General features: G+C 61.8%; 28 protein-coding genes and 2 pseudogenes. 6 read left to right on the top strand and 24 right to left on the bottom strand.

Translation table 11 applies throughout. From position 1 onward, the window contains the following. Positions 1-207 precede the first annotated feature (207 nt). The 5 genes from parA (at position 208) to A6745_RS22960 (ending at position 4,651) form a co-directional block, all read left to right on the top strand. The gene (parA, locus tag A6745_RS22980; RefSeq protein WP_011516027.1) at positions 208-846 is read left to right on the top strand and encodes a ParA family partition ATPase; all 639 of its coding nucleotides are present in this window, start codon (positions 208-210) and stop codon (positions 844-846) included. Further along, positions 843-1,115, top strand: a complete 273-nt coding sequence (locus A6745_RS22975; RefSeq protein WP_011516028.1) for a hypothetical protein — start codon at positions 843-845, stop codon at positions 1,113-1,115. The genes parA and A6745_RS22975 overlap by 4 nt, the downstream gene beginning before the upstream one ends. Next, positions 1,112-1,645, top strand: coding sequence for a DUF2840 domain-containing protein (locus A6745_RS22970; RefSeq protein WP_011516029.1), 534 nt, complete (start codon positions 1,112-1,114; stop codon positions 1,643-1,645). The genes A6745_RS22975 and A6745_RS22970 overlap by 4 nt, the downstream gene beginning before the upstream one ends. Beyond that, positions 1,642-2,229, top strand: a complete 588-nt coding sequence (locus tag A6745_RS22965; protein WP_011516030.1) for a S26 family signal peptidase — start codon at positions 1,642-1,644, stop codon at positions 2,227-2,229. Before A6745_RS22970 ends, A6745_RS22965 begins: the two co-directional genes overlap by 4 nt. Positions 2,230-2,665: 436 nt before the next feature. Next, complete coding sequence (locus tag A6745_RS22960) at positions 2,666-4,651, top strand: relaxase/mobilization nuclease domain-containing protein (RefSeq protein ID WP_041240063.1); 1,986 nt, start codon at positions 2,666-2,668, stop codon at positions 4,649-4,651. Positions 4,652-4,688: 37 nt separating this feature from the next. On the opposite strand, the gene A6745_RS22955 is transcribed toward A6745_RS22960, so the two are convergent. The 11 genes and pseudogenes from A6745_RS22955 to A6745_RS22910 form a co-directional block, all read right to left on the bottom strand. Next, positions 4,689-5,162: a cytochrome c gene (locus tag A6745_RS22955; protein ID WP_029310270.1), complete on the bottom strand. Its 474-nt coding sequence runs from the start codon at positions 5,160-5,162 to the stop codon at positions 4,689-4,691. A 48-nt stretch (positions 5,163-5,210) separates the two neighbouring features. Beyond that, entirely contained in the window at positions 5,211-6,320 is a 1,110-nt protein-coding gene (locus tag A6745_RS22950; RefSeq protein ID WP_231886079.1) for a lipid A deacylase LpxR family protein, read from the bottom strand. A gap of 199 nt (positions 6,321-6,519) precedes the next feature. Then, a complete protein-coding gene (gene istB / locus A6745_RS22945; RefSeq protein WP_011516034.1) occupies positions 6,520-7,326 on the bottom strand; it encodes an IS21-like element ISRme20 family helper ATPase IstB in 807 nt (268 codons plus the stop codon). After that, a complete protein-coding gene (gene istA, locus A6745_RS22940) occupies positions 7,326-8,357 on the bottom strand; it encodes an IS21-like element ISRme20 family transposase (RefSeq protein WP_042976508.1) in 1,032 nt (343 codons plus the stop codon). Before istA ends, istB begins: the two co-directional genes overlap by 1 nt. A gap of 146 nt (positions 8,358-8,503) precedes the next feature. Beyond that, entirely contained in the window at positions 8,504-9,370 is an 867-nt protein-coding gene (locus tag A6745_RS22935; RefSeq protein WP_011516036.1) for an LOG family protein, read from the bottom strand. Then, on the bottom strand, positions 9,370-10,779 hold the full coding sequence (locus A6745_RS22930) for an MBL fold metallo-hydrolase RNA specificity domain-containing protein (RefSeq protein WP_011516037.1): 1,410 nt from the start codon (positions 10,777-10,779) through the stop codon (positions 9,370-9,372). Before A6745_RS22930 ends, A6745_RS22935 begins: the two co-directional genes overlap by 1 nt. Before the next feature lie 7 nt (positions 10,780-10,786). Beyond that, a complete protein-coding gene (locus A6745_RS22925) occupies positions 10,787-10,990 on the bottom strand; it encodes a YgaP family membrane protein (RefSeq protein ID WP_010792188.1) in 204 nt (67 codons plus the stop codon). Positions 10,991-11,009: 19 nt separating this feature from the next. Next, positions 11,010-12,548 carry an efflux transporter outer membrane subunit gene (locus A6745_RS22920; RefSeq protein ID WP_011516038.1) on the bottom strand — a complete coding sequence of 513 codons (1,539 nt, stop codon included), beginning with the start codon at positions 12,546-12,548 and terminating at the stop codon, positions 11,010-11,012. After that, a pseudogene (locus tag A6745_RS22915) lies at positions 12,545-12,904 on the bottom strand (ABC transporter permease); the annotation flags it as partial. The pseudogene A6745_RS22915 and the gene A6745_RS22920, both read right to left, overlap by 4 nt. Before the next feature lie 99 nt (positions 12,905-13,003). Beyond that, positions 13,004-13,171: a hypothetical protein gene (locus A6745_RS28820; protein ID WP_021161685.1), complete on the bottom strand. Its 168-nt coding sequence runs from the start codon at positions 13,169-13,171 to the stop codon at positions 13,004-13,006. Positions 13,172-13,221: 50 nt separating this feature from the next. After that, positions 13,222-13,473 (bottom strand): ATP-binding cassette domain-containing protein, encoded by a 252-nt coding sequence (locus A6745_RS22910; protein WP_011516046.1) that lies wholly within the window; start codon positions 13,471-13,473, stop codon positions 13,222-13,224. A 24-nt stretch (positions 13,474-13,497) separates the two neighbouring features. Between A6745_RS22910 and A6745_RS29455 the strand changes: the two genes are divergently transcribed. Next, positions 13,498-14,259 (top strand): IS5 family transposase, encoded by a 762-nt coding sequence (locus A6745_RS29455; protein ID WP_066132413.1) that lies wholly within the window; start codon positions 13,498-13,500, stop codon positions 14,257-14,259. A 93-nt stretch (positions 14,260-14,352) separates the two neighbouring features. On the opposite strand, the gene A6745_RS22900 is transcribed toward A6745_RS29455, so the two are convergent. The 13 genes and pseudogenes from A6745_RS22900 to A6745_RS22840 form a co-directional block, all read right to left on the bottom strand. Next, positions 14,353-16,197 carry a sigma-54-dependent Fis family transcriptional regulator gene (locus tag A6745_RS22900; RefSeq protein WP_011516070.1) on the bottom strand — a complete coding sequence of 615 codons (1,845 nt, stop codon included), beginning with the start codon at positions 16,195-16,197 and terminating at the stop codon, positions 14,353-14,355. A gap of 172 nt (positions 16,198-16,369) precedes the next feature. Further along, the gene (locus A6745_RS22895) at positions 16,370-17,200 is read right to left on the bottom strand and encodes an alpha/beta fold hydrolase (RefSeq protein WP_011516071.1); all 831 of its coding nucleotides are present in this window, start codon (positions 17,198-17,200) and stop codon (positions 16,370-16,372) included. Positions 17,201-17,471: 271 nt separating this feature from the next. Beyond that, positions 17,472-17,945, bottom strand: a pseudogene (locus A6745_RS22890) (toluene monooxygenase); the annotation flags it as partial. Between the two features lie 59 nt (positions 17,946-18,004). After that, positions 18,005-18,196: a 2-hydroxymuconate tautomerase gene (locus tag A6745_RS22885; protein ID WP_011516083.1), complete on the bottom strand. Its 192-nt coding sequence runs from the start codon at positions 18,194-18,196 to the stop codon at positions 18,005-18,007. An 11-nt stretch (positions 18,197-18,207) separates the two neighbouring features. Then, positions 18,208-18,996: a 2-oxo-3-hexenedioate decarboxylase gene (dmpH, locus tag A6745_RS22880; RefSeq protein WP_011516084.1), complete on the bottom strand. Its 789-nt coding sequence runs from the start codon at positions 18,994-18,996 to the stop codon at positions 18,208-18,210. After that, positions 18,993-20,039: a 4-hydroxy-2-oxovalerate aldolase gene (dmpG, locus tag A6745_RS22875; protein WP_011516085.1), complete on the bottom strand. Its 1,047-nt coding sequence runs from the start codon at positions 20,037-20,039 to the stop codon at positions 18,993-18,995. Before dmpG ends, dmpH begins: the two co-directional genes overlap by 4 nt. Positions 20,040-20,058: 19 nt before the next feature. Then, the gene (locus A6745_RS22870; RefSeq protein ID WP_011516086.1) at positions 20,059-20,970 is read right to left on the bottom strand and encodes an acetaldehyde dehydrogenase (acetylating); all 912 of its coding nucleotides are present in this window, start codon (positions 20,968-20,970) and stop codon (positions 20,059-20,061) included. Between the two features lie 78 nt (positions 20,971-21,048). After that, the gene (dmpE, locus tag A6745_RS22865) at positions 21,049-21,831 is read right to left on the bottom strand and encodes a 2-oxopent-4-enoate hydratase (protein WP_029310117.1); all 783 of its coding nucleotides are present in this window, start codon (positions 21,829-21,831) and stop codon (positions 21,049-21,051) included. 2 nt (positions 21,832-21,833) lie between these two features. Beyond that, complete coding sequence (locus A6745_RS22860) at positions 21,834-23,345, bottom strand: 2-hydroxymuconic semialdehyde dehydrogenase (RefSeq protein WP_066132407.1); 1,512 nt, start codon at positions 23,343-23,345, stop codon at positions 21,834-21,836. A 66-nt stretch (positions 23,346-23,411) separates the two neighbouring features. Continuing rightward, the gene (locus A6745_RS22855; protein ID WP_011516089.1) at positions 23,412-23,861 is read right to left on the bottom strand and encodes a GlcG/HbpS family heme-binding protein; all 450 of its coding nucleotides are present in this window, start codon (positions 23,859-23,861) and stop codon (positions 23,412-23,414) included. 21 nt (positions 23,862-23,882) lie between these two features. Beyond that, positions 23,883-24,827, bottom strand: a complete 945-nt coding sequence (locus tag A6745_RS22850) for a catechol 2,3-dioxygenase (RefSeq protein WP_011516090.1) — start codon at positions 24,825-24,827, stop codon at positions 23,883-23,885. Positions 24,828-24,844: 17 nt separating this feature from the next. After that, entirely contained in the window at positions 24,845-25,201 is a 357-nt protein-coding gene (locus tag A6745_RS22845; protein WP_011516091.1) for a 2Fe-2S iron-sulfur cluster-binding protein, read from the bottom strand. Between the two features lie 2 nt (positions 25,202-25,203). Further along, on the bottom strand, positions 25,204-26,268 hold the full coding sequence (locus tag A6745_RS22840; protein ID WP_011516092.1) for an NADH:ubiquinone reductase (Na(+)-transporting) subunit F: 1,065 nt from the start codon (positions 26,266-26,268) through the stop codon (positions 25,204-25,206). Positions 26,269-26,323 lie beyond the last annotated feature (55 nt).

The raw sequence follows: 26,323 nt of genomic DNA, 5'->3' as shown, positions 1-26,323 counted from the left end.
TATCGTGCTATCAGGCGTGGGACTATCGTGCTATCAGGCGTGCCGATCGGCCGCAAACCCGCGCCAGCATTGGGTTTGTTCGCCCTCTAACTTCCCTAACTTAATTTCTCTAACTTTTAGTAGAGAAACGCCGTTGCGGTGGACAACCACCACGCGGCCACAAGCGCAGCAGCCAAAGCCCGGCTTTCCAACACGGAGGGCCGCGCCATGATCGTCGCTCTGCTCAACCAGAAAGGCGGCGTGGGCAAGACCACGCTCGCCACGCACATCGCCGGCGAGCTGGCGATGCGCGGCCAGCACGTCGTCCTGCTGGACGCCGACCCGCAGGGTTCATCGCTGGACTGGACACAGCGCAGAAGCCAACAAGGCTTGCCGCGGCTGTTCAGCGCCGTGGGCCTCGCACGCGAAACGCTGCACCAAGAGGCGCCAGAACTCGCCAAGCGGGCCGATCACGTCGTCATCGACGGCCCGCCGCGCATCGCGGCGCTGGCGCGCTCCGCGCTTCTGGCGGCCGAGCGCGTGCTGATCCCGGTGCAGCCCAGTCCCTACGACCTGTGGGCCAGCGCCGAGATGGTGGCGCTGATCCGCGAAGCGCAGGTGTTTCGGCCCGCGCTGCGCGCGGCCTTCGTCATCAACCGGCGCGTCAGTACCACCGTGATCGGGCGCGAAGCGCGCCAGGCGCTGGCCGACCAGCCGCTTCCTGCGCTGCGCGCGGAAGTGCATCAGCGCATCGTGTTCGCCGACAGCGTGGCCGCTGGCCGGCTTGCACGCGAGACGGCGCCGGACAGCGCCGCCGCGCGCGAAATCACTGCGCTGGTGGACGAACTGCTGCGGTGGCCGACATGACAGCGAAGCCGCCACCTCGCGCAAAGCGCGTCGGCATCGGCGCGCGTCCACCGGCTAATCCGCACGCCGAGGCGTGGATTCGCCAGGGCGATGCCGATGCGCTTAACAAGGGCGACCTCTACACCGCCCGTCTGACCCTCGACATCACGCCCGCGATGCGGGCGCGCATCAAGGTATCGGCCTTCACGCAGGGCGTGACCGTGGCCGACCTGCTGCGCGGCCTGCTGGAACGGGAGTTTCCAGAGCACCGCAGGGAGAACACCCCATGACCGCATCCGCTTCGCCTGCCTCTGGCGCGGCCACGGCTGCGCTCGCAGCACCTTCCGGCCAGCTTGCCAGCGCGCCGCTGACGCGCGTGGCGCTGGCCTACATCGAACCGCGCTTCAAGCTCTACCTGCGCTTCGGCGAACCTGCGCGCACGCACCAGCTCGACCGCTGGCGGCGCTGCGCCGTGTTCCTGCCGGGCGCCATGTTGTGCCGCATCCGGTGGCAGGCCAACGACTACGGCACTGTTCGCTGGCAGCTCATGGTGATGCAGGCTTGCACGCCACTAGATGCGGCACAGCGCATCCCCGGCGTGCAGCCGGGCGCGCGCCTGCTGCTGCACGCCGAGGGCGAGAACCAAGTGCGCGCCGTGCTGGAGCGCATCGACGCCATCGAAGCGCTGGGTATCGCACCCGCCGCTGTCTCGCCCGCGTACTGGCGCACGCTCGCCAACCGTCTCGCTGCGCGCTTACCGCTGCCCGAATACACCGCCGAGCGGCACGCCGCCTGGCTCATCGGGAGGGAACTACCATGACCGCCGTTTCGACTGCCAGCACCGCGCCGCGTCCTCGCTCGCGCTTGCGCGCTCGCCTCGTGCTGGCGGGCCTGTCCGCCTGCGGCCTCGCTGCGCTGGCCTGGGCGTCCTTCGTGCATCCGCTGCCGCGCCTGATCTACAACCCATCCGACAGCGTGGCGGTCGGCTGGTATCGCGTCGATCCGCTGCACCACGGCACCGCCTCGCTGCCACGTCCTTTGTCCGTGGGCAGCATCGTCCTGACCACGCTGCCGCCAGACGCCGCCGTGCTGGCCGCGCAGCGCGGCTACCTGCCGACGCGCGTGCCGCTGCTCAAGCGCGTGGGCGCCGTCGCGCCGCAGGAGGTGTGCATCACTGGCCGCGTTGTCCGCATTGACGGCGTGCTTTCGGCCGCCGTGCTGCCTGCTGACCGCTGGGGCCGGCCGCTGCCATCCTGGCAGCAATGCCGTCGCCTCGAACCCGGCGAACTGTTCCTCTTGAGTGTGACCAACCAGGCGTCGTTCGACAGCCGGTATTTCGGGCCGGTCAGCACATCCGCCGTGATCGGCGTCGCGCATCCGGTCTGGCTGGAGTCACGCCCATGATGGCGGCTGATTCGCTGCACGTTGCCGTGCATCTCATCGTGCCATCGGGCGTGCCGCTCCAGTGGCTCTCCGCGTGTCGTCGCGCGTGCAGTGCCAGCGCATCCGCGCTGCACTTCGCGCAGCCTTCCCATGTGCAGGCGTCTTGCCTCGAACGCGCCCGGCCTGTGGCCGTCGCCGCGTTCGCCGGCGCGCTGGCTGCTCACGCAGCAGCGCCGCCGGGCCGCCGCTGCCCGGAGCGCCAGCGAGGGGCAAAGGCGGAAGGCAAGACAAAAGGACGCGGCACCGGGCCGCGTCGAAAGCCAGTCTGCACGTGGGGGTGGCGCAGCACGCAGCGGCTTCGCCGCCGTGCCGCTTGTGGCGCGAGGCCCGCGCCAATGCAGGCATGTCCGCGTGCTTTGCACGACCGGACACGCCAGAGGTTGCAGAGGGCATAACCATGACCGACCGCCGCGATGATGATTTCCGCATCCGCCCCAGCGCCCCGAAGAACCGAGGCCAGGGCTTCGTCTCCAAGGTGCTCAAGCAGGCGGGCAAGGCCAGCGGCGGCAAGTCCTCGGTGCGCCGTCCTGGGACGACTGGCGGCACCGGGAGGGGCACCGTCCAGCGGCCCGGCTCGCGCCTGGGTCGCGGCCACACGGCGGCGCGCTTCGCGGGGGCGAAGCTCACGCCCATGTCGCGGCGCGTGACCATCAAGACGCTGCTGGTCAACCAGCGCCAGGCCAGTCCGCAGTCGCTCGCCAAGCACCTGCGCTACATCGAGCGCGATGGCGTGGGCCGCGATGGCGAGCCGGGCCAAGCCTACGGGCCGCAGACCGATGCTGCCGACCTCGACGGCTTCAAGGAACGCTGCGCGGATGACCGGCACCACTTCCGCTTCATCCTCTCGCCCGAGGATGGCGCGGAACTCGAAGACCTGCGCACCTACACGCGGCATCTCATGGGCCGCATGGAGGCCGACTTGGGCACGGGCCTCGATTGGGTGGCCGTGAACCACTGGAACACCGACAACCCGCACACGCACATCGTCGTGCGCGGGCGCGACGACACCGGCAAAGACCTCATCATCGCGGGCGACTACATCACCGATGGTTTCCGCCATCGCGCCGCCGAACTGGCAACCGAATGGCTGGGGCCGCGCACCGAGCTGGAGATCAAGCAGACCTTGCAGCGCGAGGTGGAACAGGAGCGGTGGACGAGCCTCGACCGCACCCTCCAACGCGAGGCCGGCGAGGACGGCCGGGTGCAGACCGAACGCTTCAACGAACCGATGCTGCAACGCCAGCGCCTGCCGCTGATCGGCCGCCTGCAACGCTTGCAGCGCCTGGGCCTGGCCGACGAGCTGCGGCCGGGCACCTGGGTCGTCCATGCCGACGCGGAGAAGACCCTGCGCGCCCTGGGCGAGCGTGGCGACATCATCCGCACCATGCAGCGAGCCATGCGCGGCCAGCCGCGCGAGCTGGCGGTGTTCGAGCCGGGCGACGACGACCGCACCATTCTCGGCCGCGTGGCCGCGAAGGGGCTGGCCGACGAGCTGCGCGACCGGGGCTACCTGGTCATCGACGGCGTGGACGGCAAGGCCCACTACGTCGCGCTCAACGCCCGCGACGAGCTGGCGAACTATCCGACCGGCGCCGTGGTGGAGGTCAAGGGTTCGGCCGACGTGCGCGCGGCCGACAAGAACATCGCTGCACTGGCGAGCGATGGCCTGTATCGCACCGATCATCACCTGGCGATTGAGCAAGGCCGGGCCACGCATGGGCGCGATCCGCAGGAAATCGTCGCGGCTCACGTTCGCCGCCTTGAAGCCCTGCGCCGGGCCGGCATCGTGGAGCGCGTGGCCGAAGGTTTGTGGAAGGTGCCGGGCGACCTGCCCGAGCAGGGCCGCCGCTACGACGCGCAGCGCCTGGGCGGCGTGGCGGTGGAACTGAAATCGCACCTGCCTATCGAGCGGCAGGCCCGCGTGATGGGGGCCACCTGGCTCGACCACCAACTGATCGGCGGCGGCTCGGGCCTTGGCAACCTGGGCTTTGGCAGCGAGGCCAAACAAGCGATGCAGCAGCGCGCCGACTTCCTGGCCGAACAGGGGCTGGCCGAGCGCCGTGGGCAGCGCGTAATCCTGGCCCGGAACCTGTTGGGCACGCTGCGCAATCGGGAATTGGCGCAGGCCGCCAAGGACATTGCGGCCGAAACCGGCTTGGAGCACCGGCCCGTGTCCGACGGCCAACGCGTGGCTGGCATCTACAGGCGTTCCGTCATGCTCGCTAGCGGGCGCTACGCGATGCTCGATGACGGCATGGGGTTCAGCCTGGTGCCGTGGAAGCCGGTGATCGAGCAGCGGTTGGGACAGCAACTCGCTGCGACCATTCACAAAGGATCGGCTTCCTGGGAACTCGGAATTCGTCGAGGTATATCGATTGGATAGAAGTTAGTCTTCCGTCAACAGGTGTAGCCATCCCTTGCTAGCGGCTTCCATAGAACTTTTCCACGAACGAGCGACGGTAACTCTGGTGGCAGGCTAGGCAGCTTTGCTGGGTTTTGGAGAAAGCCGCGATGACTGCTTGGCCGTCATTCCGCTGTGCAGCCTCGCCCATGGCGGTCGCGGCGTCATGGACCTGTCCATCAAGACCCCGAAACTTTCCAGCGTCTGCCCCAAGCCAGGCAAGGATGCGCATCTTTTCCGACATGGGCGGCTCGGCATGCTTGGCGATTCGTGGTGCTAGCTCGGCGACCAGTGGCCAGTCTTCTTTGGAGATCGCGCCCGTGACGGCTTGCATGTCGCGACCGAGTCTTTCCATTATGGTACGAAGCGCCATTGGCTTTGCCGCCTCTACGGACTGCGCACCGAGTGCCGTGGCGAAGGTTGCCAAGAGCACGGACAGCGAGACGGTGAAGAACGATCTGGGTTTCAGGGGCTGGTTCACGAATTTCTCCATTGATGTTGTGACGAATGCTTTGGGTCTAACGAATGGTTGCAGGTGTCCTCAAAATTCCAGACTCAGCGCGATCGATCCGAATGCGTGATGGCCCGCCTGCTGGTCGAACTCGCGGGTTCTCCAAACGCGCATCACGGCGAGCCGCACGCCACGTCCAGCAACGATCCATTGGCTACTGATGCCGAGAGCTGCTTGCGCGACCCAAGGCCGCCGGCTGACATGATGGCTATGCCGGAACATGTTTCCGTCGAGTGAGAAGTCCCAGGCGACGGCTTTACCCTCCAGGCTCAGGAAGACATGTGCCCCAGGTTTGGGCGCCAGGACCGATTGCGGCGTTGTCGTGCGCAGATCGGCAACACCAGAGGGCGGGCGGTTCTCCGCGCCAGGGCGGATCGGATAGCTGCCGAAGTCGTTCGGTATGTTCCAGCCCGCGCGAAACTCCACGCCGGTACTGGCGGCGGTTTCGATGTTTCCGACCCGCAAGGCATAGCTGCCGATCACGTCGCTGCCCCATCCAGGACGGACGGCACCCTCCGTGTACGGCTTGAACTTGCGCTCCATGGCCATCTGAAATGCCGGCTCGTTGCGCAACTGGTTGTTCCAGCCGCGAAAGCGCTCAATGCCGCGTGCGCGATGCACCAGATCCTGAGATTGCTCGGCCAGCGACCAGGGGCCGATCACGCCCAGGGTCAACTCACGCACGTCAAGCATTTCGTAGCTGGCAGCTTGTGGGTGGATGCGGCGATTCCACGCCAAACCCAGGTAGAGCAAACCAGCGTACGGTCGGTCATCTGGAATCACATCGGTGCGCGTCTTGTTCTCGGGCGTGTACATGGCTTGGCCAAAGCGCACAACGAGGTTTTGCGACGACGAGTGGGCGCCGGCTTCGTGCCAGAAGCCTGGATCAGCCCAGCCGATGAAGCGGGCGTACAAACCAATCGGCTGGGGCAGGCACTCCGGACGGAGCCCGCCTTGCAGATCGCGTGAGACTGCTGTTAGCGCGACACCGTTGGTGTAGTTGCGATCGGAGCCGGTGAACAAATCGTTCTCCAGACGCAGGGTGCCGCCCCGCCAGCGCAGGGATTGCTCTGGCGAGCAGGAGGAAGGATTTGTAGAGAGCGAGACTTCGGAACCGAAAGTAGAGATCGGGCTGAACAATGCACCCGCAATCAACAAGGTGACGCACTGTCAACAGCAACTTAGAAGTGACCCACTTGGGCCGTTGTGCAGCACATTAGATTTGACCCACCTGGGTCACCAAGTTGATGCCCAGCATGTTGCGTGACCCTGGGTCAGCGTCAGTTGCTGGCCATCGGTTTCGCCTGACCCAGGGTCAAACGATGTTGCTGATCATCACTTACGCGTGCATCTCCAGTTGCTGTTCAGCACTTTCGGATGCACGGGATCGGATCACGCCGGCTTTTCGCTTGTCCTTCAGTCGGTAGCTTTCGCCTTTGATCTGTAGAACATGGCTGTGATGCAGGAGGCGGTCGAGCAACGCGGCCGTGAGCGTCTGATCTCCGGCGAACGTCTGGTCCCATTGCCCGAACGGCAAGTTGCTCGTTACGATCACGGAACCCTTTTCATACCGCTTGGCGATCACCTGGAAGAACAGATTGGCATCGTCCCGGCCGAGCGGCAGATAGCCGACCTCATCAATGATCAACAGCCGTGGGTTCATGATGTTGCGCTTCAGGAAGTCGGCCAATCGATCCTGCCGGGAAGCGGCGGCCAAGGCAATGACGAGATCCGCCGCAGAGATGAAGCGCGTCTTGATCCCCATCTGCGTTGCGATGTAACCGAGTGCGATCGCCAGATGCGTTTTGCCAAGGCCGCTCGGCCCGAGCAACACGATGTTCTCGGCGCGCTCGACGAAGGCCATCGACGACAGCTCCAGCACCGATTTCTTGGCAACGCCGTGAGCAAACGTAAAGTCGAACTCCTCCAGCGTCTTCAGCACAGGGAAGCCGGCCGTGCGCAGCAACATGGATTTGGTCCGCGTGTGCTTCGCGTCCATCGCAGATTTCAACAGCGCCTCGAAGAAGTCGGCAAACGTGAGTTGGTTCGCTGCCGCGCGAGCTGCCAACATGCTGTACTGCTCGCCCATCGTGTCGATCCGCAGTTGTCGACAGGCTTCGAGGATACGTTCGTGCTGGATGTCCATCAACGTGCCTCCGTCAGCAGGGCTTGATACACTGACAGCTGATGCTGCAGCGGCGTATCATCGAACCGCGACGGCGGTGGCATCGTCGGCACGGAAGCTGACGGCAGGTTCGCGCGCCACGGCTCCGGCAACTGCTGCAGCTTCGGTTGCTCAAGCAGGAGACGCTCGAGCGGCGACTGTCCAGTCGTGCCGTGGATGCGCACATTGGCGACATCTCTCAGCCAGCGCACGACCTCGGCGTTCGCCGTGGTCGCGTCAAGCGAGAGGCGATCCTGAGCGAGCCGGCTTGCCAGCGGATTGTAGAAGCTGCGGCGCAGGTATCCGTTGAAGCGCTCAACCTTCCCCTTGGTCTTCGCTCGGTAGGGCTTGCACAGGCGCGGCACGAAGCCGTGGTGCTTCGCAAAGTCGAGGAAGGCCGGTTGATAGCGATGCAGTCCGGGACCATAGGCGTCTCGGCCAATCACCACCGTCTTGACGTTGTCGTACAGGACCTCGCGAGGAACCCCACCGAAGAAGTCGAACGCGCGCTCATGGCATCCCAGCAGCGTCGGCAATCGTTCGTCGGTCACGAACTCGACGTAACTCGCCCGACTGTAACCGAGCGTCGCAACGAATGCCGACAGCGGCAGCTTGCCACGTCGCAACACGATCCAGTCGACCTGCATCTGCTGCCCCGGATCGGTTTCGAAACGTACCAGTGGCTCCGGCGCCTTGATCGACTTCAGCGACCGCAGATAGACCCGCAGCCGCGTCAGGCCTCCGTCATAACCCATCGCGCGAATCTCGATCAGCAGCGCGGTCGCCGGCAGCCAGGCCGGATGCGCTGCGCGAACCCGGTCATGCAGATAGGTTTTGAACGGATCGAGCTTCTGCGTGCGCCCCGATCGCGGCGCACGATCCTGCTCAGCACAACTGCGTAAGTATTTGCGCACGGTGTTCCTCGACAGCCCCAGTTCCCGCGAGATCTCCCGGATTCCTAATCCTTGGCGGGCCAACACACGTATTTCCACGATTACCTCCCTTGTAAGCACTGGCCCTCCAAAAAGGGCCCATCCTACCCGGGTGGGTCAAATCCAATGTGCTGCCGCTGGGTCATTTTCAACGTGCTGCTGACAGCACTGCATCGGCTGCTGCACTTTGGTGCCGCGCAGGCTCCAGCGATACCCGTCGATGCCAATCATGTTGCCCCATCGCCTGCTGCCCTGGTGACGTAAAAGCGTTCGAGGGCACTGACGATTTCCTCTGCTTTGTCTACGCAGGTGAACAAGTCGAGATCGGATGGAGAGACATAGCCTTCGTCGAGCAGAAGATCGAAATCAACTACGCGATGCCAGAATGCACGGCCGACCAGCACTACCGGAATACGCTGCATCTTTCCGGTCTGGATCAAGGTGAGCACCTCGAACAGCTCATCGAGCGTTCGATAGCCACCCGGGAATGCCACCAAGCCCTTGGCGTGCAACAAGAAGTGCATCTTGCGCAGCGCGAAATAGTGGAATCGGAACGCCAAATCCGGGCACATGTAGGGGTTGGGTGCCTGTTCGTGGGGCAGCGTGATGTTGAGGCCAATCGAACGTGCGCCAACCTCGAAAGCACCGCGGTTGGCGGCCTCCATGATGCCGGGCCCACCCCCGGTGACGACGACGAAATCACGGCGGTTTTGCTGCTGGAAACGCGCCGAAATAAGGCCCGAGAAACGCCTCGCTTGCTCGTAGTGACGTGCCTGTTCGACCCGGCGATTGGCTCGCGCAAGCTCTTGCCTCAGCCCGACATTCTCCGGAGTGACGAGCGCCTGACGCTCCAGCGCGCCAAGGCGGGCTTCTGCCGTCTCGGCATCGCTCACGCGTGCGCTGCCGAAGACCACTACCGTCGAGTGAATGCCTTGCTCGTGCAGGATGCGCTCAGGTTTGAGCAGTTCGAGTTGTAGTCGCAGCGGCCGCAGTTCGTCCTGGCCAAGCAGCTCGATGTCTTCGTACGCAAGACGGTATGTTGGTGACTCGCGGATGGCGCGCAGGCGTTCAGCGAGATCTTCTGCAGGTTTCATCACTCGTGCGCCAGAAAGTCCGGCCAGCGCAGCGCATGGCCATACTCGGGCACCGTGACCTGCCAGCCGAGTTGCTGCTGCAAGAGTTCAGCGAAGGCTTGCGCGGCCGACGATTCCCCATGCACCACGAAGGTTTGCGCCGGTGCTTGAATGAAAGCACGGGCCCAATCCAGCAGCGCCTTTTGGTCGGCATGCGCCGAGAGGCCGTCCACGCTGTGGATCGCCGCACGTACCGGGATGTCCTCACCGAAGATGCGTACACGTTCGGCCCCCTCGATCAGGCGCCGGCCAAGCGTCCCCTGCGCCTGGAAACCGGGAAACAAGATGCTGCATTCGCGGCGTGGCAAGTTGTGGCGCAGGTGGTGCCGGATACGCCCCGCATCGCACATGCCGCTGGCAGAAATAATGATGGCCCCGGAGCGAATCCGGTTCAGCGCCATGGACTCCTCAGCGCTCGCGGTGAAATCCAGATACGGGAGGTTCTCGCCGCGCGCATGCCATCCGGCCAACCGCTTCGCCTGTTCGTCGAACAATTCGAGATGCTCACGCGTGATGCGTGTGGCCTCGGTGGCCATCGGCGAATCGACAAACACCATTGGACGCTGCAGACGCCCTTCGCAGGTGAGACGATGTAGGTGGTAGAGCACCTCCTGGGTTCGGCCGACCGCAAAGGCCGGAACGATGACATTGCCGCCGCGCTCGAACAGGGTTTTCTCGACGATGCCGATCATGTCCGCTTCGGTCGCCGAAAAATCCTTGTGCCGGCGGTCGCCGTAGGTGGACTCGATGACGAGGATGTCCGCGTCCTCGATGGGTGTCGGGTCGCGCAGGATGGGGCGTCCCGGCTGGCCCAAATCGCCGCTGAACACGATCTTCGTGGGGTAACCGTACTCGGTAATCCACACTTCCACGATGGCCGAGCCGAGGATGTGGCCGGCATCACGAAAGCGGGCGCGCACCCCGACGCGGGGTGCGAACTCCCGGTCGTATTCGATGCCGCGTACCTGCTGCAGGCATTCGTGTGTATCCTGCAGGGTATACAGGGGTGGCGGCACGGTCTTCTCTTTGAACCGCTTGGCAACCCGCTTGGCATCGCTTTCCTGGATGTGAGCGCTATCGGGCAGCATCACCCCGAGCAGATCAACCGTCGCTGGCGTGGCGTAGATGGGCCCCTTGAACCCGGCGCGCGTCAGTTTGGGCAATAGCCCGCTATGGTCGATGTGGGCGTGGGTCAGCAGGACGAAGTCAATGGACGCCGGGTCGAACGCAAACGGCTCGTAGTTGCGTGCTGCTGCTACACGCCCACCTTGAACCATGCCGCAATCGACCAGGAAGCGGACATTAGCCGCTTCGACCAGGAAGCACGATCCGGTGACTTCTCGGGCTGCGCCCAAAAAACTGAGTTTCATAGGGCGTTCACTCGGGTTTTCGCATCGGGCAAGTGCTGAGGCCGAGCAGGCGATAGCCAGGACAGCGGCCTGCCAGGCCGGTGAGGAGCGGCATGATTCCAATGAGTCCCAGCCAACGCCAAGATGAGTCCAGCCACAATGGGAGACTGAGCAAAATCAGTCCGATGACGATGCGCACAATGCGGTCGAGATTTCCAACGTTGATTTGCATGACGGTCTCCTGTGTTGAATCAGCGGCTTGAAAACGCGACGGGGGCGGCAGTGCCCCGCAGCAGATGGGTTGCGCTGGATGCCGCCGTGGATACGTCCCAGCCGCCACCAAGGGCCTTGTACAGCGCCACCAATTGCACGGCGGCGTTGGTATGCGCGCGTGCCGCTGCGGTTTCGGCCTCGTGCAGGCTTCGCTGGGCGGCCAGCAGTTCGACCAGTGCAATGTCGCCCGCCGCGTAGCGCGCCTTGGCGTGGCCGTAGCTTGTGCGCGCGGCATCCAGTGCCATGCCACGGCGTTCCAGTGTGTCCAGCCCGCCGTGGTAGTCGCCCAGCGCGCGTTCGGCGTCGCCCAGCGCCGCCAGCACGGCCTGCTCGTAGGCCAGCGCGGCCTGCCGCTGCCCCGCCTCGCGCGCCCGAATCTCGGCGCGCACGCGGCCGCCGTCGAACAGGCGCCAGGAAATCAGCGGCAGGATGGAAAAACGCGAACTGGATGCATCGAACCAATCGCCCGTACTGAGCGCTTGGAACCCGCCGCCGACACCAATGGAGAGTTTGGGGAACAACTCGGCCGTGGCCACGCCGATGTCGGCAGAACTCGCCGCCAGGCGACGTTCCGCAGCCAGTACGTCAGGGCGCCGGCGCAGCATGTCGGCACGCTCGCCCACCGGCAGCGCCCGCAGCGTGCTCGGCGTCAAGGGGCCATCCAGCAGTGCCAGCTCCCGCTCCGGCGGTGCGCCCAGCAGCACGCCCAGGCTGAGTACCGCGGCGCGCTGGCGCGCCTGGATATCCGGGATGAGCGCGTTGACTGCTGTCCATTGGGCGTACGCCGCCTCCACGTCGGCGGTCGACGCGTCGCCCAGCGCATGCCGAAGGCGCACCAATTCCCAAGTCTGCTGCAGCGTATCCAGCGTGGCCTGTTGTGCGTGCAACTCGTAGCGGGCGCCGACGGCGGTGAACCAGGTGCGCGCGACCTCGGCCACGATGCGCATGCGTATGCCCTGTGCCTCGGCTTCGGTCGCCTGCAGGCGGGCGTTGGCGCCTTCCAGGGCGCGCCGCTTGGCCCCGAACAAGTCGGCCTCCCAGGCCGCGTCGAAGCCCGCGTCGTAGATGGTCTGCGTGGCGTCAAGGCCGGGGATCGAGCCTACGGGCAAGGGGCCGTTCTCGCTTTGACGGCGCCGGTTGACGCTCGCGCCAGCGGCGGCGGTGGGCAATGCCTCGCCGGCCACACGATCGCGCAGGGCGCGTGCCTCATCGATGCGTGCCGCAGCCTGGCGCAGATCCAGGTTCTGTGCCAGCGCCGTGGCCATCAGGCGATCGAGGATGGGATCGTCCAGTGCAGACCACCATTGGCTCAAGTCTGCGGACTGGGATTCGCTTGCCAACGGCAAGCTCCAGCCGCTGCCGACGTCGACCGGCGGCGGCTCGCGGTAGTCGGGGCCCACGCTTGCGCAGGCAGTCAGCAGCACGCAGGACAGGGCCAGCGCGAGCGGACGCGCGCGCCCAGGGGTCAGGCCGGTGACGGTTGCGCGAAGAAAGGGAGTGCGGGGCTTGGATTTCATTGCAGGCGTCCTCGGACGAATACGGTGGCCATCGTCAGCGTGGCCAGGGCGATGACCGCCAGCGGCCACAGGCTGGCGAGAATGTCACCGGGCGGCATGGCCTTGAGAAAGCTGCCTTCGACGATGATGAGGAAGTGGGTCAGCGGAATGGCCTGGGCCAGCCATTGCAGGACGACGGGCATGTTTTCCACAGGCGTCGCAAAGCCGGACATCAGCACCGCCGGCACGCCGATGGCGAACGCCCCCAGGATGGCCTGCTGCTGCGTCATGCTGACCGCGGAAATCATCAGACCGATGCCGACCACCGACAGGATGAACAGCACCAGACTGGCGAGCAGGAGCGCAAACGAGCCCGTAGCTTTCCTTGGTCACCAGTGCCATCAAGCGCCGCAGATCAAAACGGCGCAAGTCGGTCTGCAGGGGGCCACTCCCGTCTTTGTGCATTGTGGCGCCGTTCATATGGTGGCCTCCATCTCGCGGTCCGCCGACTCCACCAGGTGAATGAAGGCGTCCTCCATCGTCGGGTCGGGCCGTTCTGGGCTGATCGCCGAACGCTTGAGCGCGGTACCCTCGGCCTCGATCGCCTCCAAGTGGCCCGCCCACTGCGCTACCGCTTCCGACATCCTCGACTCCGTTTTCAATCATCACCCAGTCAACTGTGCACGACTTCCCTCTAGGCAAATAGGATGCGGTTAATGGAGCTCATACTGAGCGCGTCGGGCGTATCCAGCGCAATCAGTTGCGCACGCGACAGCATGGCCACGCGATCGCAGTATTCGGCCTCGTCCATGAAGTGGGTGGTGACCATGATGGTCACGCCCTTGCGGGCCAGTCCGTTGATGTGGGTCCAGAATTCGCGCCGGGTGATGGGATCTACCCCTGAAGTGGGTTCATCCAGAAACAGAGACCGTGTCCGGTGAATCAAGGGGCTATCTCAAACTTGCTGTTTATGCTGTATCGCATGTACCGGATGGGTTTGCGGGAATTCGCGGGCTTCATGCACGACTATTGGCGCGGGCGTGGCGTCGAGCTGCCCGTACCCAGCTTTGGCCATCTGTCGGACCTGTTTGCTTCGCTGGACATCACGGTGCGCAGGAAGTGCGTGCGCGCGGCTGAGCGCCTCAATGAAGGCGAGCCGGTGACGGTGATAGTGGACAGCACGGGCTTGCGCTTTTCTCATGCCGGCGCATGGTACGAAAAGAAATACGGCAAGAAAGCTGAGCGTACGCCATGGCGCATGATGCATCTGGCCATGGATGCTGAAGGCGACGTACTGGCAGTGGAAATCACCGATACCGGCACTGGAGACAGTAGCGGCCTCGATTTGCTGTTGCCGCAAGTCGGTAAGATCGATCGACTCATTGCCGATACGGCGTATTACCAGATCGAGCGCAATGAACAACTGCTCGCCAGCGGCGTCGTGCCGGTGATTCCTCCCAAGGCCGATGCGGTCGATGACGCGAAGCAAAATCGTTGGCACGATCAACTTGTGCGTTATCTGAAAGAGAAGGGACAGTATGCATTCCAGAACAAATATGGCTATGGCCTGCGCGCTCGCGTTGAGGCGCAATTTTCGCGCATTAAGCGCTGCATCGGCGACACGCTGCTGACGCGTCGCATCGCGTCACAAACTCAGGAAGGCCGCGCTATCGCCAACCTGATCAATCAATGGAATGCATTTGGTCAGGCGAGGTGCGTTAAAAAAGCCTAATTGCGTCTGCACCACCAGCGCCCCTAACCTCCCGAACAAAGCCGAAGCAGATCTTCGATTCGGTTGATCCCAAACGCTGGTGCTTTGCGCTCTCTACTTCTCCGTCGAGATTGGCATTGAATTGTTCAACTTCTTGACACGGTAGTCGAGTTGCGCGCGTGTCAATCCGAGAAGACGTGCGGCTTCTGATATGTTCCCGTTCGCGGCTTTGAGTGCCGCGCGTACGAGCGCATCTTCGACCTCGCAAAGTGTCGCTTTGTTCATCTGTACAGCAAGCGCTGCCCAATCCTCGAGCCCCTCCGGGGCTTCTCCGCTCTTGCGGATCGTCTCGGGGGGAGCGCTCGTCGATATGGAATCGAGGGCAAGCGACCCAAGGTCGCTTAAACCAAAAGCACCCTTACATTCCACGGTGTCACCGCTACTAAACAAGTGGCATACATCGAGCGTACCGCCTTCCTCGGCGAGGATAACGCCACGTTCGAGCACATTTTCCATCTCGCGGATATTCCCGGGCCACGAGTAATCCAGCAATAGATGAAGCGCACGATTGGATAAGCCCTTGAGGGACCGACCATGCCTTTTTGAAAATTTCTTTATGAAAAATTCCAGCAAAACCGGGATATCATCCTTTCTTTCACGCAAAGGTGGAATAACAATTGGAAATACATTCAGCCGGTAGAAAAGATCCTCACGAAAACGCCCGCTTTTTATCGCCTGTTTGAGGTTGTCATTAGTCGCAGTAATTACCCGAACATTTACCTTAACCGTCTTTGAACTCCCGAGGTGCTCCATCTCCCCCGTTTGCAAAACTCTCAATAGCTTCGCTTGAGCGGTTAGACTGAGATTACCAATCTCATCCAAAAAAATGGTCCCTTCGTTTGCGCTTTCGAAACGCCCAACGCGGGCATCGGATGCGCCGGTGAATGCCCCTCGCTCCACACCAAAAAGCTCCGATTCAATCAGCGAATCGGGAAGAGCTGCACAATTTAATTCAACGAATGGTTTCCCTACACGCGAACTTCTGTTGTGCAGTTCCCGAGCAAACAGGCTTTTGCCCACGCCGCTCTCGCCCATCAGTAAAACGGTCGCACTAGTGGGAGCCACTCTGAATATTTTGTGCATCACTGCGTTGAATCCAGCAGACGCCCCTATTGGTCCTTCTTTGACAGGCACTTCGTCAGGCTTGCAAGGCACACACTCATGATCTGTAGAGTCAGTCGGGGCTGGCCCTGAACTTTTCAACGCGACAAAGCGACGTTTCTCCAGAGATTGTGGCAGCATATACCGAAGATCCGCATCGGGGGCGTCCCACTCGTCCACGGGCTTTCCAATGATTCGACATAATGTATTGCCCATCGCGCGGCATTCGACTTCCCGGTATAGAATACGCCGGCCCATGAAAGCGCTCGTGTAGCCGCACGCGTAGCCAATCTGCATCCAGCAGGCTGGTTCGGAGCCGATGCCGTACACGGATATGTGAGCCTCATCCTCGGACGAGTCTTTCCACAGAAATTCCCCGTAATACTGACCGGTGGTGCTGTCGATATCCACTCTGACAGGTTCTACCAGGACGATGCCTTCCAGGGCGTGAAGTTGAGGACCTACCGCGAAGGCATCAAATGCGCTGTCTTGCCCGCGAACCTTTCGTGCGAGCGCGGCATCCCGAGAACCCGATAGATATCCCATGCGGGTCAGCAATCCGCGCGCAGCATCGCTACCTAAAGCTTCGATGAGTTCCTGTCGCAGTGAAGCAAACGCGTCCGTATGGATCAAGACCATTCGACGATCGTCGAGCCAGATGCGACCGTCCGCAGGATTGAAACGAAGCCGTTCCGCCAGATCCCGAATGTCCGGAAAATGCAGATCAGCCACTACATCTGGCACGAAAAGCGGTATTCCTCTGTCTATTTCTCCCGCTTTCCCTTTCTCCTCCTTCATGTTCCCTCCTCAGGAAATCGCCAGTCAGGGCTCTTTCTTAAAAGTTCATCGTCTCGCACGCTCTCACCGGGTGCGTAAACCTGCCTGGAACGAAAACCTAATTGGGGGACCGTTCGTTGCCACATGCCGTTGGCGTCACTTGAACGCCCCCCAAAGGCCTCCGCGCGGAGGCTTAAAGCGCCTCTTCCGAGAAGAAGTCACCGACCAACCGGTTAAATCGCTCTCCATGTTCAATCTGCGTCCAATGGCCACAGCGGCCGAACACGTGCAGCTGCGCCCGTGGAATCAGTCTGAGCAGTGTATAGGAATTGGACAGCGGGATGACCTGGTCTTCGCGCCCATGGATGATGAGTGTCTCGTGCGGAAGCGAGCCGACGTCCTCCTCCCGGCTCGCCATAGCGTCCACCCAACGCTGGCGCGGTGCCGGAAACATACTTGAAAACGCTTCCTGAAAGTTCGGCCGGATGCTTGCCTCATAACGCAGGCGAGCGAGGTCGTCATTTACGAGATTGCGGTCGAACGCAAAAACATCGAGCAACTCTCGCATGTTGTCGATTGACGGAACGTAGCCCCAAACCTTGTCCAACCCCTCCGTTATCGGGAAGGAGATACCCACGCTGCCCATGAGGACCAATCGGCGCACTCTTTCGGGCGCCCGGATGGCCAGCGCCAAGGCCAGAGCCCCTCCGAAAGAGTTGCCCACCACGTGAGCCTTGTCAATGCCAAGCGCATCCAGCAACCCGAGCGCATGCCCGACCCAGGTATCCATGTCATACCGGATACCCACCGGCCGCTCGGTATATCCAAAGCCCACCATGTCCGGTGCGATGACGCGAAACTGCTTCGCGAGTTCAGGGATTGTGAGGCGCCAGTTCGCCCATGCGGTTACTCCAGGGCCCGATCCATGAATCAAAAGAACAGGCACTCCCTGACCACGATCGTGATAATTGGTTTTTATACCATTTGCGGTGACTGTATTCGCAATTTCTAAAGAATCCGACATTTGCAACTCCATATATCCAGTATCCGGCAACGAGCAATAACTTGATTTCCCTTAACAACCTCGTATGATTTTTCTTGGTTGAATCATCATCGATCTTTCTCAATGCTTCGCCGCAAAGCATGCTTGGGCGGCTTCCATTGGCATCAACCCTGCATTGAAGTAGCCATGCAAACGCTTGACGACTTCTTTGTCGGGTACATAGGGCCACCGGATAAAACCTAGTTCGACGGCCGCCTCAAACCAGGCGTTCGTCCACGCCTGCAGGTGCTGCAGCCCAGTCGAACTGACGGTCTTTCGAGACGTGCTCATGAGGAAAGTAGAGCTGGATCTGACCGTGACGAATTTCGTCCATACTTCCCAGGGTCGCCATATTGCGCATGCCCGGTGCCTTGGAGAAGCGCATCATACGTGCTTCGGCGCTCGAGGCGGAATATTCGGCGAGGGCAATGGCACCATAATGCTGCTTCATCACCGTAAGCCAACCCGGATCAGATCTTTCATAGATCTGGCTGCGCTCGAGCGCAGCCTTCACGGAGTACGCGCCAGCGTCCTTCTCGCGTTGGACTTTGACATATTCCGGGTAAGTCTGCTTGTATGGTTCGTCGTAGGTCTCCCACTTTTCCATGGGAATGCCGTGATCTCCACTGAGCTCGGGCGGAAAAAGCTCGCTCTCCGTGACGTACTTCGGCGACCAGTTAGTCGTCCTGGCAAGGTCGTACCAGTCCATCCGATTTAACAAAGCCATTTTCAGTCTCCATAATTTCTAAGGCCAACTGGCCCTCAACACACCAAACACACAACGTCCTAACGCCCTCGTTTCCTGGCGCTTTGACCCGCGATTCCAAAGTGTTCTTTCGGCATTTCGGTAATGAGCACGCGGATGGACTCCACCGGCGCATCAATCGCGCGATGGATCGCCTCGGTGACCTCGGCGATCAGCCGCTCCTTCTTTTCCGCATCGCGGCCTTCGATGATGTACAGCTGCGCAATCGGCATGGCTATCTCCTTTAAACGAAGCGCAAACCGGTGCTGCCCATCCCCTGCACCCGCAGGGCGATGGCATCCCCCGCTCGCACGGCAATGGCCTCCGTGATCCCCCCTGACAGAATCAAACTGCCCGCCGGAATCTCCTCGCCACGCGCGCCCAGATGATTGGCCAGCATCGCAATCGCCGCGGCCGGGTGGCCCAGCACCGCGGCGCCCGCCCCGAACGCAACCGGCTCACCGTTTTTCTCCAGCACGATGCCGACGATGCGCAGATCCACCTCAGACACTGGCAGTGCGCGCCCACCCACAACAAAGCGTGCGGCCGACGTGTTGTCCGCTACCACACTTTTGAGATCGAACTTGAAATCGCGGTAGCGCGAGTCAATGACTTCGATGCCCGGCATCACGAAGTCAGTCGCCGCCAGCACCGCTCCGATATGACAGCCCGGGCCTTTCAACGGCGCTTTAGTAACAAAGGCGATTTCCGGCTCGACTTTGGGATGGATCAGCGCCTCGGTCTTGCACGTGCCGCCATCGGGGATCGCGTAATAGTCGGCCATGAAGCCGAAGACAGGGCTCTCAACCCCCATCTGCTTCATTTTGGCGTGCGAGGTCAGCCCCGCTTTGAGCCCAACGATCTTCCCGCCGCGGGCCAGCTTGCGGCGGCGAATCTCGTCCTGGATCGCGTAAGCGTCATCCCAATCCATCTCGGGATGCTCATCGGTGATCTTGAGCGTGTCTTGCGCGTGGAGCTCGCAGTTCTCGAGGTGCTCTGCAAGGCGCGCAATGGTGGTGCGATCCAGTTTCATGCCGCCACCTTCTGCGCCTTTGACGCACGCGCTTTGGCCAGCGTGATGGCCGTGTCTTCAATCATATCTTCCTGGCCACCGACCATGCCCCGGCGCCCAAGCTCGACCAAGATCTCGCGCGCCGGTACGCCATACTTTCGCTCGGCGCGCTTGGCAAACAGCAGGAACGACCCGTAGACCCCGGCGTAACCCAGGGTGAGCGAGTCGCGGTCGATCCGGATGGGGAAGTCCATGATCGGCACAACCAGGTCTTCGGCCACGTCCTGAATGGCCCACACATCCACTCCGGTCTGAATCCCCATTCGGTCGCATACGGCGACCAGGACCTCCATCGGCGTGTTGCCCGCACCCGCACCGAGACCAGCCGAGGCGGCGTCGATGCGGGTGGCGCCACACTCAACGGCCGCAATGGAGTTGGCGATCCCCATCGCCAGGTTGTGGTGGCCGTGAAAGCCCAGTTCCGTCTCCGGCTTGAGCGCCTCACGCACCGCGCCAAGGCGGGCCCTGACATCATCGGGCAGCATGTAGCCAGCCGAATCGGTAATGTAAACACAGTTGGCGCCGTACGACTCCATCAGCTTTGCCTGCCCGACCAGCCCTTCAGGACTGTTCATATGCGCCATCATCAGGAAGCCCACCGTGTCCATCTCAAGCTTGCGCGCCAGGGCAATGTGCTGCTCCGACACGTCAGCCTCGGTGCAGTGCGTAGCCACCCGGATGGTGTGCACGCCAAGCTCCTTGGCCATCTTCAGATGGTCGACTGTGCCGATGCCCGGCAACAGTAAAGCCGAGACCTTGGCCTGCTTCATGAGCGGGATCACGGCCCCCAGATATTCTTCATCGCTGTGGGCCGGAAAGCCATAGTTGACCGACGAGCCGCCCAGGCCATCGCCGTGCGTGACTTCAATCAGGGGGACCCCGGCTGCGTCCAGGCCGCAGGCGATGCTTTTCATTTGCTCCAGCGTCATCATATGGCGCTTCGGATGCATGCCGTCACGCAACGTCATGTCGTGGACGGTGATTTTTTTTCCTTGCAGGTTCATCTCTGTTCTCCTTGACGGCTCAAGCGACAACCGGTTCGAGCGTGAGATTGCCGGCAATCATCTCTTCGGCAAACATCTCGGCGGTCCGGGCCGCGGCAGCGGTCATGATGTCCAGGTTGCCGGCGTACGTGGGCAGATAGTCCCCCAGGCCCGCCACCTCCATGAAGACCGTCACACGCTTGCCGTCAAACACCGGGCCGTTGACCAGCCGGTAACCGGGCACGTACTTCTGGACCTCTTCGATCATGGCGTGGATGGACTCGGCAATCCTTTGCTGATCCGGCTCGGTTTCGGTCAGGCAATGAATCGTGTCGCGCATCATCAGCGGAGGCTCCGCCGGGTTGATGATGATGATGGCTTTGCCCTTCCTCGCGCCCCCCACCTTTTCCACCGCGCCGGCCGTGGTCCGCGTGAATTCGTCAATGTTTTTGCGCGTGCCGGGCCCCACCGATCGGCTCGATACGGTCGCGACGATTTCTCCGTAAGCGACCGGCTGCACGCGCGAGACCGCAGCGACCATCGGAATGGTGGCCTGCCCGCCACAGGTGACCATGTTTACATTCATCTCGCGTTTGCCCAGGTGCTCTTTCAAATTGACCGGCGGTACGCAGTACGGGCCAATTGCCGCCGGCGTCAGATCGATCATCATCACGCCCAGCGCGTTAAGCTTGCGCGCGTTTTCCGCGTGAACATATGCACTGGTGGCATCAAACGCGATCTGCACACCATCGGCCAGCACATGCGGCAGCAGCCCGTCGACACCTTCCGCCGTGGTTTTGATGCCGAGCTCACGGGCTCGGTTCAGCCCCTCCGATTCCGGGTCGATGCCCACCATCCACACCGGCTCCAGCACCGAGCTGCGCTTGAGCTTGGCCAGCAGATCGGTGCCGATATTGCCTGGTCCGATCAGCGCACATTTGATCTTTTTCATGACCTTGTCCTTCCTATAAAAATGACTTTTACGCACGGCATCCGACAACGGCCGGGCGTGGTGCCTGGCCAGGCGCGTTCAGTGAAACCGGACCGAACAACCGCCCAGACCACCAATACTGACGCGGAAGCTGTCGCCCGCCTTGGCCGGGAACATCGCCGCCAGCGCGCCGGACAAGATCACCTCGCCCGCCTTGAGTGCAATGCCCAGACGCCCCAGCGTGTTGGCAAGCCAGGCCACGGCGTTGACCGGTGAGCCCAGTGCCGCCGCGCCGCAGCCCGTGGCGATAATCTCGCCATTACGCTCCATCACCATGCCGCACAGCGTCAGGTCGAGCTTGCGTGGATCGACCGCGTGATCACCCAGCACGAATACGCCACAGGAGGCGTTGTCCGCCACGGTGTCCTGAATCTTGATCTTCCAGTCGCGGATGCGCGAATCGACAATTTCAAAGCACGGCATCACGCATTCGGTCGCCGCCAGCACGTCCACGTTGGTCACCCCCGGCCCCATCAGGTCTTTCTTGAGGATGAACGCGATCTCGCCTTCGGCCTTGGGCTGAATCAGCGTGCCGATCTCGATCGACTGCCCTTCGTTGTAGATCATGCCGTCGAGCATGTAGCCGAAATCCGGCTGATACACGCCAAGCATGTTCATCACGGCCGCCGACGTGACGCCGATCTTCTTGCCGATGATGGTTTCACCAGCCTGCACACGACGCTCGATCATGCGCTGCTGAATGTGATAGGCGTCCTCGATCGTCATATCGGGGTGGCGCTCGGTCAGCGGATCGAGCACGGTTCGCGTGGTCAGTGCCTGATACAGGGCGTCGCCAAGCTGGGTGATTTGAGTTTTGTCCATGATCACAGTTTGATGCAAACGTTTTTGAGTTCCGTGTAGAACTCCAGCGAGTGGACTCCGCCCTCGCGCCCGATACCCGACTGCTTGGCCCCGCCGAACGGCGTGCGCAAATCGCGCAGGAACCAGGAGTTCACCCACGCAATGCCGACCTCGATGGCCCCCGCCACGCGGTGCGCACGCGACAGATTGGTGGTCCAGATCGCCGTGGCCAGGCCGTAGTCGTTATCGTTGGCACGGCGGATCACCTCTTCTTCGCTGTCGAATGGCATGACCAGCGCGCAAGGGCCGAAGATCTCCTCGCGGGCAATTACCGAGTCGTCGCCCAAGCCCGTCCAGATGGTGGGCTGTACCCACGCGCCGCCTTTGAGCGCGTCCGGCATATCGGGTACACCGCCGCCCGCCACCACCGTCGCGCCCGCTTCAACCGCCTTCTTGTAATACGACAGCACCTTGTCACGATGCTCTTGCGAAATCAACGGGCCCATGCCGGTGGCCGGATCTTCCGGGCGGCCGAGCTGCATGCCTTCAGCGCCTTTTTTGAGCGCGGAGACAAAACGATCAAAGATGGGGCGCTCGACATATACCCGCTCGGTACCCAGGCAGACCTGGCCACAGTTGGCGAAGCACGAGCGCAGCGTGCCTTCAATGGCGGCGTCGAAGTCGCAGTCGGCAAACACGATGGCAGCGTTCTTGCCGCCCATCTCCAGACTCACGGGGCGCGCACCGTCAGCCGCGGCCTTCATGATGGCCGCACCCGTGCGGGTTTCACCGGTGAAGGTGATGGCGTTGATGCCGCGGTGGGTGGTGAGGAATTCGCCGGTGGAGTTGGGGCCGAAGCCGTGCACGACGTTGTAGACCCCTCGCGGCACGCCCGCCGCGTTCATCACCTCGCCCAGCAATGCAGCGGTCTGCGGCGTCTCTTCGGAGGGCTTGACCACAACGGTGTTGCCACAGGCCAGCGCTGGGCCGACTTTCCAGGTCATCAGCAGCAGTGGCAGGTTCCATGGACAGATCACCCCGACCACCCCGACCGGTCGACGCATGGCGTAGTTGATCGCCCCGACACCATCCGGTGTAGGCATTTCAAAAAACTCAGTGGGCACGTTCTTCACCACGTCGGCGAAGATCTTGAAATTGGCCGCCCCACGCGGAATGTCCACATGCCGCGCCAGGCTCATAGGCTTGCCCGTGTCCTCTACCTCAGCGGCCAGGAAGTCGTCAAAACGACGGTTGATGCCGTCGGCCACCGCGTACAGCACTTCCACGCGCTGGGCCAAGCTCATGCGCCCCCACGCTCCCTTGAGCGCGGCCTGCGCCGCAGCCACCGCCGCGTCGACTTCGGCACGGCCGGCTTCGGCCACCTTGGCAATGACCGCGTTGTTCAACGGCGAGCGCTTCTCGAACCAACGCTGACCCGGCACATATTCGCCGTTGATGAAGTTGTGGATTTCTTTAGCACGAGCGCCGGACTGGTTTCCAGTGCTCGCGGTCGCTTGGGGATCGGTAATCAGCATGATGTTTCAGTAAACTTCCTTGTTAGGCAAATGTGGTCGCGGCGGCAGTCGACTTTCCGGAAAGATTCAGGTTTGAGTTAGACCTAGCAGGCTCAATCCGGCTTGCGCACAGTGCTCGTCCTGCTCTTCGGTACCGCCAGACACGCCAATACCCCCGATGCGATGGCCACTTTCAACAATCGGCAAACCACCGCCGAAGGCGATGAAGCGGGGCCTTCGCACGATGCCTTGGCGGACCGCTTCGGAATGACTCAGCAAGGCCTCACTCCACCGACTGGTCGGTAAGCCGAAACTGGCTGCCGTGTATGCCTTGTCGATGGCGATCTCGATGGAGTGCAACGGCGCTCCAGGCATGCGCAGAAACGCGGCAAGATTCCCCGCCACATCGACCACCGCGATGTTCACGCATACGCCGAGGCGCTGCGCGTGCAGCGCAGCTGCCTCGACGACGCGGTTAGCCGCAGGCCAGTTGATCAGCCGCGCCTCGACGCTATGAAGTGAGTCAGCCTGAGTCATGTGCTATCTCCTGCGTGGCAGTCAGGTGTAAACCTCGGTGAATGACTGGACCAACTCACCGGTGTGATAGAAGATGCCGCTGCCGAGATGCTCTTCCGTCCAGGTCGTCACAGGCCGATCAGGTTGAGCGAGGTAGCCCAGGCCGGCAAAGGTCTCGTTGCGATTCCCACTTGGATCGAAGAAATAGATCGTCTCCCCGCGGGTAATCCCATGGCGAGTCGGCGCCACGTCGATCTTGACCTTGTTCTTGGCCATGACGTCAGCCGATTTCAGTACGTCATGCCACGAGTCGAGGAAGAAGGCAATGTGGTGCAAGCCATTGCGAGGCCCACCTACGAAAGCGATGTCGTGCGGCGTGGACGTGCGGAACATCCACGTTGCAGCCTGAATGCTACTATCCGGACCTACCATAACTTGCTCAGCCAGATAAAAGTCCAGGCATTCCTTCATGAACCGGGTATTTTCCGCCACCCGATTCACGCCCGTCTCCGGATTGAGTTCACACATCAATAGGCAGTGATCCAGCCAATGGGCGCCTGCCCCCTTGACGTCATCGGGCCACGGGTCAGGATTGGTCGTTCCGACTCCGGTGCCCACATATTCCTTCGTCGCAAACAGACGCATCTCATGTCCGCTCGGCAGGTTGAACTGCAGCATACGACCGGTCGAAGGAAGGGTACCTTCGGGGAGCATTTGTGTCTTGAAGCCATAGGCTTCGATACGCTTTTGCAGCGCGTCTAGGTCGGCGTCGTGCTCAACCTTGTAGGCGACATGGTTGAGCCCTGCTTGATCGGACGGCGTCAGAATAACGGAGTACTTGTCCCATTCGTCCCAGCACTTGAGGTACACGTTTCCATGTTCGTCCTCCATCGTCCTTTTCATTCCCAGGACGTTTTCGTAGTGCTTGATTGCCAACGCCATGTCCATCACTTTCAGACTGGCATGGCCGATTCGCATCACACCCATGGTCTATCTCCTTCGGCTTATTTCGTTGAATCTTGGGCTACCTGAAAGCTCAACCCTTTGAAAAAGGGCTTTTGCATCTTGCCGACCACCTCCAGTTCTACATCATCAGTGGGCGCCACCCGGCACGCCAGCACCACACCTTGCGCTTCTTCCGCCTCGGAAATGTGCGCACGGCTCATTGCTCCTGTTTTGCGCACGCTGCCTCTGCACACTGCGACCTTACACACCCCGCACCCGCCGCTAAGGCAACCAACTGGTATGCCGCGACGCCCAAGGCGTGCCATGCCGGCAAGCAGAGACTCACCGAGAGCGCAGCTGAAACGCTCGCCGGTCTGCTTGACGGTCACGTAGACCTTCCCGTCCTGAGTAGTCACGATCACACCCTCTTGAAAAGCGGACTGCGTACTTGTTGGGCGTCGGCTGCGGAAATGAACTTCTCAAAATAGATGTCGCGTTCGAACAACCGGCCCTGGATCAGGGTCGTGACGCAGGCGTCGATCATCGCCGGCGGCCCGCACAAATAGGCTTGGTGGCCGGAAAAGTTGTTCTGGAAATGAGCCTTGGCGACCTCGTGAACGAAACCCTGCGCCAAGGGATGCGTCGCACCTTCTGCTTTTTCCGATAGCGCCGGCACGTAGCTGAAGTTCGAATACCGCTGGCTGAGCTCGCGGAACTCGTCGTCGTAATACAGTTCTGCCTCATTGCGCTGGCCATAGACCAGAGTGATAGGCTTGCTCCATCCGCTTTGCAACAAGTCGAGAATCATCGACCGAGGGCTCGACAGGCCTGAACCACCTGCCATGAAAACCATGGGCTGGTCGGCTGACCTGCGCACGAAAAACCGGCCATAGGGACCCGTCACGTGCAGAATGTTCCCCACCGCCAGTTGTTCATGGATGTAACCCGTGCCCTGTCCTCCCGGAACCCGGCGAATATTGAGCTCGATCTCTCCCGTTGCTGCGACGTCCGCAGGTGAATTGGCGATGGAAAACGCCCGTGTCTGGCGCAACTCGGGAATTTCAAGTTGCACGTACTGACCCGCCTGAAAATGAATCGGTTGATCGAGTCTCAGGAAGACGGCTTTGATCGTCGGTGTGAGTTGCTCGATGCGTGTCACCTCGGCATTGAAATCCTCGACCGGGATGACTTCGGCGTCCGGGTCTTCCTCGATGTCGGCCTCGATGGTCGTGTCATCGAGCAAGGTGGCACAGCAGGCCAACGCCTTGCGCTCCTCGCGCTCGAAGTCCATCAGCGCGAAGAGATTCGCATCGCCGAGATCGACTTCTCCGTCACACACCTGCACCTTGCAGGTTCCACATAGCCCGTGACCACACGCGTGCGGAATGTAAATGCCTTGGCGCAAGGCCGCGTCGAGTATAGTTTGCCCTTCCTCCACCTCAATGGTGGCACCCAGGGGCTGAATGTTGAGTTGGTAGGTCATTGTTCAAATCGCCGGAGGCCAATCACACCGCGGCCTGTAACTTCGGCTGCAGTGT

The sequence above is a fragment of the Bordetella ansorpii genome, assembly GCF_900078705.1.
Classification (GTDB): Bacteria; Pseudomonadota; Gammaproteobacteria; order Burkholderiales; family Burkholderiaceae_B; genus Bordetella; species Bordetella ansorpii_A.
Note: the sequence above shows the minus strand (reverse complement) of the source record. Positions and strands in the feature narration are given on the sequence as shown.